11 protein-coding genes are annotated in these 9,167 nt (G+C 67.0%); 8 read left to right on the forward strand and 3 right to left on the reverse strand.

The features are described from left to right. Nucleotides 1-30: 30 nt before the first annotated feature. The 3 genes from GY40_RS06420 to GY40_RS06430 all read right to left on the reverse strand — a co-directional run bounded on the left by GY40_RS06420 (nucleotide 31) and on the right by GY40_RS06430 (nucleotide 2,111). Nucleotides 31-978: a dihydrodipicolinate synthase family protein gene (locus GY40_RS06420; RefSeq protein WP_051987572.1), complete on the reverse strand. Its 948-nt coding sequence runs from the start codon at nucleotides 976-978 to the stop codon at nucleotides 31-33. An 8-nt stretch (nucleotides 979-986) separates the two neighbouring features. Then, complete coding sequence (locus GY40_RS06425; RefSeq protein ID WP_038359583.1) at nucleotides 987-1,196, reverse strand: hypothetical protein; 210 nt, start codon at nucleotides 1,194-1,196, stop codon at nucleotides 987-989. 144 nt (nucleotides 1,197-1,340) lie between these two features. Then, nucleotides 1,341-2,111: a class I SAM-dependent methyltransferase gene (locus tag GY40_RS06430; RefSeq protein ID WP_038359585.1), complete on the reverse strand. Its 771-nt coding sequence runs from the start codon at nucleotides 2,109-2,111 to the stop codon at nucleotides 1,341-1,343. Nucleotides 2,112-2,218: 107 nt separating this feature from the next. Between GY40_RS06430 and GY40_RS06435 the strand changes: the two genes are divergently transcribed. The 8 genes from GY40_RS06435 to GY40_RS06470 all read left to right on the forward strand — a co-directional run bounded on the left by GY40_RS06435 (nucleotide 2,219) and on the right by GY40_RS06470 (nucleotide 9,154). Next, complete coding sequence (locus tag GY40_RS06435; protein ID WP_038359588.1) at nucleotides 2,219-3,031, forward strand: helix-turn-helix transcriptional regulator; 813 nt, start codon at nucleotides 2,219-2,221, stop codon at nucleotides 3,029-3,031. A 53-nt stretch (nucleotides 3,032-3,084) separates the two neighbouring features. Next, entirely contained in the window at nucleotides 3,085-4,119 is a 1,035-nt protein-coding gene (locus tag GY40_RS06440; protein ID WP_038359591.1) for a DUF3616 domain-containing protein, read from the forward strand. Between the two features lie 17 nt (nucleotides 4,120-4,136). Further along, nucleotides 4,137-4,700: an NUDIX hydrolase gene (locus tag GY40_RS06445; protein WP_051987573.1), complete on the forward strand. Its 564-nt coding sequence runs from the start codon at nucleotides 4,137-4,139 to the stop codon at nucleotides 4,698-4,700. Between the two features lie 335 nt (nucleotides 4,701-5,035). Next, a complete protein-coding gene (locus GY40_RS06450) occupies nucleotides 5,036-5,959 on the forward strand; it encodes a hypothetical protein (RefSeq protein WP_038359593.1) in 924 nt (307 codons plus the stop codon). 199 nt (nucleotides 5,960-6,158) lie between these two features. Further along, complete coding sequence (locus GY40_RS06455; RefSeq protein WP_038359595.1) at nucleotides 6,159-6,449, forward strand: metal-sensing transcriptional repressor; 291 nt, start codon at nucleotides 6,159-6,161, stop codon at nucleotides 6,447-6,449. A 25-nt stretch (nucleotides 6,450-6,474) separates the two neighbouring features. Further along, entirely contained in the window at nucleotides 6,475-7,587 is a 1,113-nt protein-coding gene (locus tag GY40_RS06460) for an S-(hydroxymethyl)glutathione dehydrogenase/class III alcohol dehydrogenase (RefSeq protein WP_038359596.1), read from the forward strand. A gap of 207 nt (nucleotides 7,588-7,794) precedes the next feature. Beyond that, a complete protein-coding gene (gene fghA, locus GY40_RS06465) occupies nucleotides 7,795-8,631 on the forward strand; it encodes an S-formylglutathione hydrolase (protein ID WP_038359598.1) in 837 nt (278 codons plus the stop codon). 73 nt (nucleotides 8,632-8,704) lie between these two features. Continuing rightward, nucleotides 8,705-9,154 (forward strand): low affinity iron permease family protein, encoded by a 450-nt coding sequence (locus tag GY40_RS06470; protein ID WP_051987574.1) that lies wholly within the window; start codon nucleotides 8,705-8,707, stop codon nucleotides 9,152-9,154. Nucleotides 9,155-9,167: the final 13 nt, after the last annotated feature.

Below are 9,167 nucleotides of genomic sequence, written 5' to 3' on the forward strand. Positions count from 1 at the left end.
CCTTCGATAGCGGGGAGCCGGTGGCGCGTATCAGCGCCGGCCGGCCGCTCCCGCGGCGGCGCGGCCGAGAGACTGCGCCGTCATGGTTTCCGGGAGCGGGCGCGGCAGGTCCTCGATCGCCTCGCGGACGAGCGAAACCAGCTCCGGCCGTGCAGGTGTCAACGGCGCGCGGCAAGCGGCTTCGATGCCCGGATGAAGCAGCGAGAGCGCGAGCTTGACGAGGATCGGATCGGGTTCTTTCGCCAGCAGGTCGAGCAGCGGGATGAGCCGCCGTTGCAGGATCTGCGCCTGGCCGTAGAACTCGGAGCGCGCCGCGCTCTCCAGCCGCGCCAGCCAATGCGGGGCGAGATTGCCGATGCTGGTGACGGCGCCGCAGCCTCCGGCGAGCAGATAGGCCGGAAGCGTTTCGGCCGCGCCGGTCAGGCGCATGAAACGGCGGTCGCGGATCCTGGCGATCCGGTCGCAGCGAATAAGATCGCCACGCCGCTCCAGGATGCCGACGATGTTCGCCGCCCCCTCGAGCCGCTCCAGCGTCTCGAGCGCGATCTCGACGCCACAGCGATCCGGATCGTTGTCGAGGATGATCTCGAGCCCGGTCGCCTGCGCGACGGCCAGTGCATGGGCGGCAAGCCCGGCCTGGGTCGGCCGGCTGTAATAGGGCATGCGCAGCAGCAGGGCCGAGGCGCCCGCCTTCTCCGCCGCGACGACCGCCGCGACCGTATGGGCCGTACCGTAAGTTCCGGCGGCCACGATGACGGGAAAGTGCCGGCCCGCGATGCTGCGCGCTGCGGTCAGCAGCGACTGTTGTTCGCCTTCGGTCAGCGCGGAGATTTCACCGGTCGCGGTACCGACCACGATGCCGTCTGCGCCCTGGGCGATCTGCCAGGCGATCAGACGCTCCAGCGCGCCGTAATCGATCGCCCCGCTGTCGAACGGCGTGACCAGCGCCGTGAACATGCCGTGAAGCCAGTGGTTCATGGCACGCCTCAAAGCAGGCGCAGCTGTCTCGCCGTCATCCGGACGGCGCGCGGCCGATGGGCCGTCTCGGCCGCGGCATAGCGCAAGGCAGCGCTCCGGTCGGCGAAAATGCCGCCGCCGCGGCCATGCGTCTCGATGGCGAGCCAATGCCCTTCGGCATCGCGGCCGATGAGAAAGGCGGGAGGATCGGCGAAACGCCTGTGATGGATCTGGTTCATAATCCTGGTTTCCGAACGGCCTTTGGGACCGCACGGAAAAGGATAGGGTCGCAGCCATAGCCGTTCGAGACGGACTCCGGTCCCGGAACATCAAGATCGCATAGGATTTCGCCGGAGCGCCTCACAGGGCGCTCCGGCGGCCGTTCAGCCCGCCTTCTTCGCCTGGAGCAGCAGCACCTCGATCTTGAAGCTGCCATCGGGCTCGGTGTCGAAATAGCCGGTGATCGCCGAGGAGACGGAGGTCTGCAGCGCCCGGATCGCCTCGACCTGCAGCTTCGGCGTGTTCATCCGCTCGACCCAGGACTTGAACTCCAGCCGCATCCGGAAGCGCGTGGCGACTTCGGCCTGGAAGCCGGCGCGGGCGACCGCCGCCTCCCATTCGGCGCGGGTGTAGTTGCGGCCATGCGAGCAGTCGCGCAGGATCTCGATCGCCTGGAAATAGCTGTCGGCGAGCGGGTTCGACGGCGCGACCGTGTCCGACATCACCAACTCGCCACCGCTCTTCAGGACGCGCGCCGCCTCGCGCAGGCCGGCATCGACATCGCGCCAGTGATGGGCGCTGAAACGGCTTACCACCATGTCGAAGGAGCCGTCCGCGAAGGGCAGCTTTTCCGCCGGCCCCTGCTGCGTCACGACATTGCGCAAGCCCCGCTTGCCGGCCGCGTCGGCCACCACCTGCAACATCTCGGACGACAGGTCATAGGCCACGACCTCGCCGACGAAGGGGGCGATGTTGAACGAGGCATGCCCCCCACCGCAGCCGAGATCGAGCACCCGCGCGCCATCCCGCCCCTTCGCCAGCGCCGCCAGCGCATCGAGATCCGCGCTCTGCGCATGCACCGCGCTGTGCAGATAAGCCTCGGCGCGCGATCCGAACTGCGCGCCCACCAGGGCTTCGTGACTGCCTTCCGACATCGTGTGATCTCCGTTCGATCGATGATGGCGGCCGGCTTAGCACGCACTTATAACTAGCTTCAGAGAGAAGTTTTAACTGGTATAAATTGCACCATGATAGCTGCCTCATGATATCCGGCCCCTCACCCGAGCAGCGCCGCGAGCTCGGCGATTTCGTGCGCACCCTGCGCGAGCGGCTGAAGCCGTCCGGCATCGGCCTGCCGGATGGCGGGCGGCGGCGCACCCCCGGCCTGCGCCGCGAGGAGGTGGCGCAGCTCTGCGGGCTGAGCGTGACCTGGTACACCTGGCTCGAACAGGGCCGGGAGATGGCGCTCTCGCCGCTGGCGCTGGCCCGTTTCGCCGGGGCGCTGCGTCTCGGCCGGGCCGAGCGGGCCTATCTCTTCGAGCTTGCCGGTCGGCGCGACCCCGAACAGGGCGACAGCGAAAGCCATGCCGTGCCGCCCGATGTCCTCGCCTGCGTCGGCCTGATCGCCGCCCCCGCCTATGTCCTCGATCGCGGCTGGACGGCGCTTGCCTGGAACGAGCCGGCCAGCCGCCTCTTTCGTGGCTGGCTGGACGGCGACGCCGATCGGAACCTGCTGAACTTCATCTTCCTCGCCCCGGCCGCGCCGGCCCTGATCTGCGACTTCGAAAATCGGGCGCGCCGCGTCGTCGCGGAATTTCGCGCCGATGTCAGCGCCCATCTGAACGAGCCCTCGATCCGCAAGCGGATCGAGGAGTTGAGCGAGCGCAGCGAGGCCTTTGCGCGCTACTGGCGCGAACGCGTCGTGCTGGAGCGCGAAGGCGGCGAACGCACCTTCAACCATCCGGCGCAGGGCCGGCTGGCCTATCATCAGGTCAGCTTCACGGTCGCGAGCCAGCCGGAGCTGAAGCTGTCCATGCTCGTTCCGGCGGAAGGGACGACGGCCGACGCGCTTTGACATCGCCCCCCTCGGCGCGCTCAATCCCGCCCCCTGTTCGCCGGATTCGCCGCATGCGGTATCGCTTCTTGTCTCTCGCCACGGCTGCCTTGCTGGCTGCCTCATTCGCTCAGGCTGCGACGCTCGCACCGGAGCAGCGCTTCAAGACCGTCAGCGATTTTGCCGGGAAGAAGCCCGGAAAGGCCGCGCATGACGTCAGCGGCCTCGCCTGCATGCCTGTCGCCAACGGAGCCCAGCGCTGCCTGCTGATCAATGACGAAGGCGCCTTCGCCCAGTTCGCGGAGATCGCCGAGAACCGGATCACGCCGGGCGCCACCTTGCCGATTATCGGCGACGAAGCCTCACCGGCCGTGCTGGGCACAGCCCCGCAGGGCATTTGCAAGAAGCCCGGCCGCTTCGGCGAGCTCGACGGCGAGGCCGTCGCCTATGCCGATGGCGCCTTCTACATCGCGGGCTCGCATGGCTGCTCGCGCAGGAATGGCGAGTTCCGGCTCTCGGCCTTCCATCTCGCGCGTCTTCGCGTCGACGCAACCGGTGCGCCGGCCGGGCAGGTCGAGCTGACCTATCGCCTGAGCGATCTCCTGCGCCGCGCGGGCGAGGCCGGCGCCTTTTTCGGCAAGAGCCTGATGGACGATAACGGCCTCAATGTCGAAGGCATCGCGGCGCAGGGCGACACGCTCTGGGTCGGGCTTCGCGCACCCTCGCTCGGCGGGCGTGTCTTCCTGGTCGGAGCCTCGCTCAAGGAGCTGTTCGCGCCGGGCCATGCCCCGGCAACAGAGGCGCCGCGCGTGGTTGCGCTGCCGGCCGGGCCGGATCGCGGCATCCGCGATCTCGCCCTCCTTCCCGGCGGGCGGCTGCTCGCGCTGATCGGGCCGGCGCAGGAGCAGCAACGGCCTTATGCCCTGCTGCTGGTCGACCCCGCCCGGCCCGATGCAGCCGCCGATCTCGGCGAGTTGCCGGAGCGGCGCAACGCGAAGGCCGAATCCCTGACGGTGCTCGCGCAGCAGGGCCGCAAGCTCGATGTCCTCATCGGCTATGACGGCCCGCGCAACGGCCATTTCGAATCCTACCACCTGCAACTGCCCTGAGAGATTGAAGCGAAGCCATGGATTTCATGCCCTGCCTGACCGAAGCCGTCGCACGCTATCGCAGTGAGGTCGCGGGTTCCCGCGAGCATCTCTCGCTGCTGCGCTGGCAGATCGAGCAAGGCCATGCCCTCGACCGGCGCGAGACCTTTCCCGGCCACGTCACCACCAGCGCCTTCGTGCTCTCTCCCGACCACGCCCGCATCCTGCTGATCGACCATGTCGTCATCGGCCGCTGGCTCCAGCCCGGCGGGCATTGGGAGGAGGCCGAGCACTTCCACCAATCGGCGGCGCGCGAGGCGGTCGAGGAGACCGGCGTGCAGGATTTGCAGCTCCACCCCTGGCATCGCGAGGCGGATGTTCCCTTCGCCATCGACAGCCATGACGTGCCGGGCAAGCCCGCTCGCGGCGAGCCGGACCATGTCCATCACGACCTGCAATATCTCTTCCTCGCCGACCCGGCCCGGCCGCTCGTCGCTCAGGTCGAGGAGGTGCATGCCGCCGCCTGGAAGCCGGTGGAGGAGCTGGCCGCGATCGCGCCCCGCGCGCTGGCCCGGATCGCGATGCTGGCCCTGCCTGGTTGATTGTTGCGGCGGCGCAACATGTAATATTATTACGAAAAGAGAGCCTTCCCTCTCTCGCTTCCCCGTCATCGGCGCGCCATAGTTTGGTCGGAAGCGATTATGCTATTGCGAATCAATCGCAATAGCATAAGGTCATTGCTCACCCCGCCGGAGCCGCCATGCCGACAGCCCTTCTTCTTCTGTTGCAACGCCGCAACAGCCGAACGGATTGCCGAAATACCTATGGCTCTTTTATCGCGGAAAGCGGGCCGCGAATGCATCATCACACCGATCCGAGTGACTGAGCACGCTTTTCACGCACGGTGCCCCGCCCCTCCTCAACTGGAATGTCCGCGATGAAGCTGGCCTCAGCCCTCCTCTCCTCCCGCCTCGCCTTCGCGTTCCTCGGGGCCTGCGTCGCCACCGCAGGCGCTGCCGCCGACCTGCCCTCCCGCAAGGGCGCGCCCGCGGCACCTGCGCCGGTCGTCTCCCGCTGCACCGAGAGCGAGGGCATTCCGACCGACGCCTTCGGCTTCACCACCGGCTCCGACGTGGCCGATGTCGGCTCCTTCGGCCCCAGCCTGACCTATAATGGCGGCTTCGGCACCCGGGTCGGCACCTCCAACAGCCACGGCTTGACGCTGCAGGGCTCCTACGGCCTGTTCCCCTGCGCCGAGGTTGGCCCCTATGTCCTCGGCAATTTCACCGATGCTTCGGCCGACGGCATCAGCGCCGATTCGCGCGGCTACGGCGCCGGCGTCGAGATGAAGTACCGCCTGCTCGGCCGCGACATGCACGGCATCGGCCTGACGCTGGTGATCGACCCGAGCGTTACCCGCACCGATCCCGACGGCATCGCCCGCAACTTCACCACCTACAATACCGGCATCCGCCTCTTCGCCGACAAGACGCTGATCCCGAACACGCTCTATGCGGCGGTGAACGTCTCGCAGGACCTGACCTGGACCGGCCCCTCGCCCTATGGCCGCTCCTCGACGCTGACGCTCGCCGGCTCGCTCGCCTGGCAGGTGCAGGACGGGCTTTATCTCAGCGGCGAGGTCCGCCACATGCGCAAGCACAACGAGCTCGGCTTCGACAAGGAGGCCGGTTACGCCACCTATGTCGGCCCCGGCGTGTTCTGGCAGGCGACGAAACAGCTCGCCCTTTCGGCAGCCTACAACATCCAGGTCGCCGGCAAGGCCAAGGGCCAGCCCGGCGATCTCGACCTGACCAATTTCAGCCAGCATCTCGTCAAGGTGAAGCTGGGCTACAGCTTCTGACGATCCAATCGAGGCCTCAGCCCTCATCCTGAGGAGCCGCGAATGCGGCGTCTCGAAGGATGAAGGCTGGGTCATGATTTTGCGCAAAGCGAAGAGCGGCAGCGGCAACGCTGCCGCTCTTTTCGTTTCGGCCCGCCTCGCGCGTTGACATACTCCCCCTCAGTACCATAGCGTCGCGGCAACCGGAGCCTCGGTGCCCATGCCTCACACGCCTGAAGAAAAGAAGCGCGCGGTCACGCGGCTGCGCCGGATCAGGGGGCAGACCGATGCCCTGATCGCGGCCGTCGAGCGCGGCGAGGAATGCGGTGCGCTGCTGCAGCAGCTCGCGGCGTTACGCGGCGCGGCAACCGGGCTGATGGCGGAGGTGCTCGAAAGCCATCTGCGCGAAACCATGCAAGCCGGCGCCGGCCCGGCCATCGGCTCCGCCGATGACGCGAACGAAGACGAGATCGCCGCCATCATGCGCGTGATCCGCCCCTATCTGAAATGAACAGCCTGAAAGAAGGAACCGCCCGATGAAGACCCGCGCCGCCGTCGCCTGGGAAGCCGGCAAGCCCCTCACCATCGAGACCATCGAGATCGGCGGCCCCAAGGCTGGCGAGGTTCTCGTCGAGGTGATGGCGACCGGCATCTGCCACACCGACGCCTATACGCTCTCGGGCCTGGATTCGGAGGGCAAGTTCCCGGCGATCCTCGGCCATGAGGGTGCCGGCATCGTGCGCGAGGTCGGCGCCGGCGTCACCACGCTCAAGGTCGGCGATCACGTCATCCCGCTCTACACGCCGGAATGCCGCAACTGTAAGTCCTGCCTGTCGCGGCGCACCAATCTCTGCACCTCGATCCGCTCCACCCAGGGGCAAGGCGTCATGCCGGACGGCACCTCGCGCTTTTCCTGCGATAGCGGCGAGATCTTCCACTATATGGGCTGCTCGACCTTCGCGAACTTCACGGTCCTGCCCGAGATCGCGCTCGCCAAGGTCCGCGAGGACGCCCCCTTCGACAAGATTTGCTATATCGGCTGCGGCGTGACCACCGGCATCGGCGCGGTGATCTACACAGCCAAGGTCTGGCCGGGCGCCAATGTCGTCGTCTTCGGGCTCGGCGGCATCGGCCTCAACGTCATCCAGGGTGCCCGCATGGTCGGCGCCGACAAGATCATCGGCGTCGACATCAATCCGGCCAAGCAGGAGATGGCGCGCAAGTTCGGCATGACCGACTTCATCAACCCGAAGGAGATCGGCAACGACAAGGTCGTGCAGGCGATCGTCGATCTCACCGGCGGCGGCGCCGATTTCTCCTTCGACGCCACCGGCAACACCAATGTGATGCGCCAGGCGCTGGAATGCTGCCATCGCGGCTGGGGCGAGTCGATCGTCATCGGCGTGGCCGAGGCCGGCAAGGAGATCGCGACGCGCCCCTTCCAGCTCGTCACCGGCCGCGTCTGGAAGGGCACGGCCTTCGGCGGCGCGCGCGGGCGCACCGACGTGCCGAAGATCGTCGACTGGTACATGGAGGGCAAGATCAACATCGACGATCTGATCACCCACAAGCTGAAGCTCGAGGAGATCAACCACGGCTTCGACCTGATGCATGAAGGCAAGTCGATCCGCAGCGTCGTGGTCTATTGAGGCGTCGTTTTGCCGCCTCATCTGTGAGGCAGTGAAGCATCCTCAGTCATTCCGGGGCAGCGCGAAGCGCTGAACCCGGAACCCGCGACGGGGCATAACGCTTGAACAAGCCGACTGGGCAAGGGCTCGCCCGGTCGTCGGTCCGGATCCGATCCTGACGGATCGCCCCGGAACGACAAAAGCGCGCGCCGCAAGAAAGGACCCCGCATGGAACTCCTCTCCGCCTCCAAGGCCTTCGGCGGCTCGCAGCGCGTCTATCGGCACGAGAGCACGACCTGCGCCTGCCCGATGACTTTCGCGATCTACCTGCCGCATCAGGCGGAGGAAGGGCCGGTGCCGGTGCTGTGGTATCTTTCCGGCCTGACCTGCACCCACCAGAACGTCATGGACAAGGGTGAATACCGCGCGGCGGCTGCCGCCAACGGCATCGCCGTCATCTGCCCGGACACCAGCCCGCGCGGCGGGGATGTGCCTGACGAGCCGGGCAACTGGCAGTTCGGCTCGGGCGCGGGCTTCTACCTCGACGCCACCCAGGCCCCCTATGCCGCGAACTACCGCATGGAGAGCTATATCCGCGACGAGCTGCCGGAGCTGGTCGCCCGGAACTTCCCGCTCGACATGTCCCGTCAGGGCATTTTCGGCCATTCCATGGGAGGCCATGGCGCGATCACGCTCGCCCTCAAGAATCCCGAGCGCTACCGCTCCGTCTCCGCCTTCGCCCCGATCTCGCAGCCCTCGACCGCCGGCTGGTCGCGCCCGGCCTTCGAGAAATATCTCGGCCCCGACGAGGCCGGCTGGCGCGCCTACGACTCGACCCTGCTGATCGCGGACGGGCATCGCCTCAAGGAACTGCTCGTCGATCAGGGCGGTGCCGACGGCTTCCTCGAGGAGGGCCTGCGCCCGCAATTGCTCGAGATCGCCTGCGCCACCGCCGGCATCCCGCTGCAGCTCACGCTGCGGGAGGGTTACGATCACTCCTACAACTTCGTCTCCACCTTCATGGCCCAGCACATCGCCTGGCACGCCGAGCGCCTCTTCGCCTGAACGGCCTGAGGGAACGGCCGTCCCCGCATCGCGTTGAAGCTGTCACAGCCTCAACACGGCTCGGGGGGCCATCATGGCAAAGAGATCCAAGCGCCGCCTGCCGCAAAGCGACCGCTCGTTCTTCACGCGCCTCTCTCAGCGCGTCGCCCACTGGTCCGGCAAGCCGCAGACGTTCTTCGGCGCGGCGATCGTCATCGTGATCTGGGCCCTGTCGGGGCCGTTCTTCGGCTACAATGACACCTGGCAGCTGGTCATCAACACCTCGACGACCATCGTCACCTTCCTGATGGTCTTCATCATCCAGAACAGCCAGAACCGCGACACCGCCGCCATGCAGATCAAGCTCGACGAGCTGATCCTGAAGCTGGAGGGCGCGCGCGAGGAGCTGCTCGATCTCGAAGAGCTCGATGAGGAGAAGATCGAGCACTTCCGCTCGGAATTCGAGGCGATGGCGGCAAAGGCACGCCAGACCCTGCAAAAGGTCGCGACCGAGGAAGAAGCGCCCCCTTCAACCAAAAAGTAAGGTTAGCCGTTAG

It is taken from the genome of Allobosea sp. UNC402CLCol, from assembly GCF_000745475.1.
In the GTDB taxonomy this organism is placed as follows: Bacteria; Pseudomonadota; Alphaproteobacteria; order Rhizobiales; family Beijerinckiaceae; genus Allobosea; species Allobosea spartocytisi.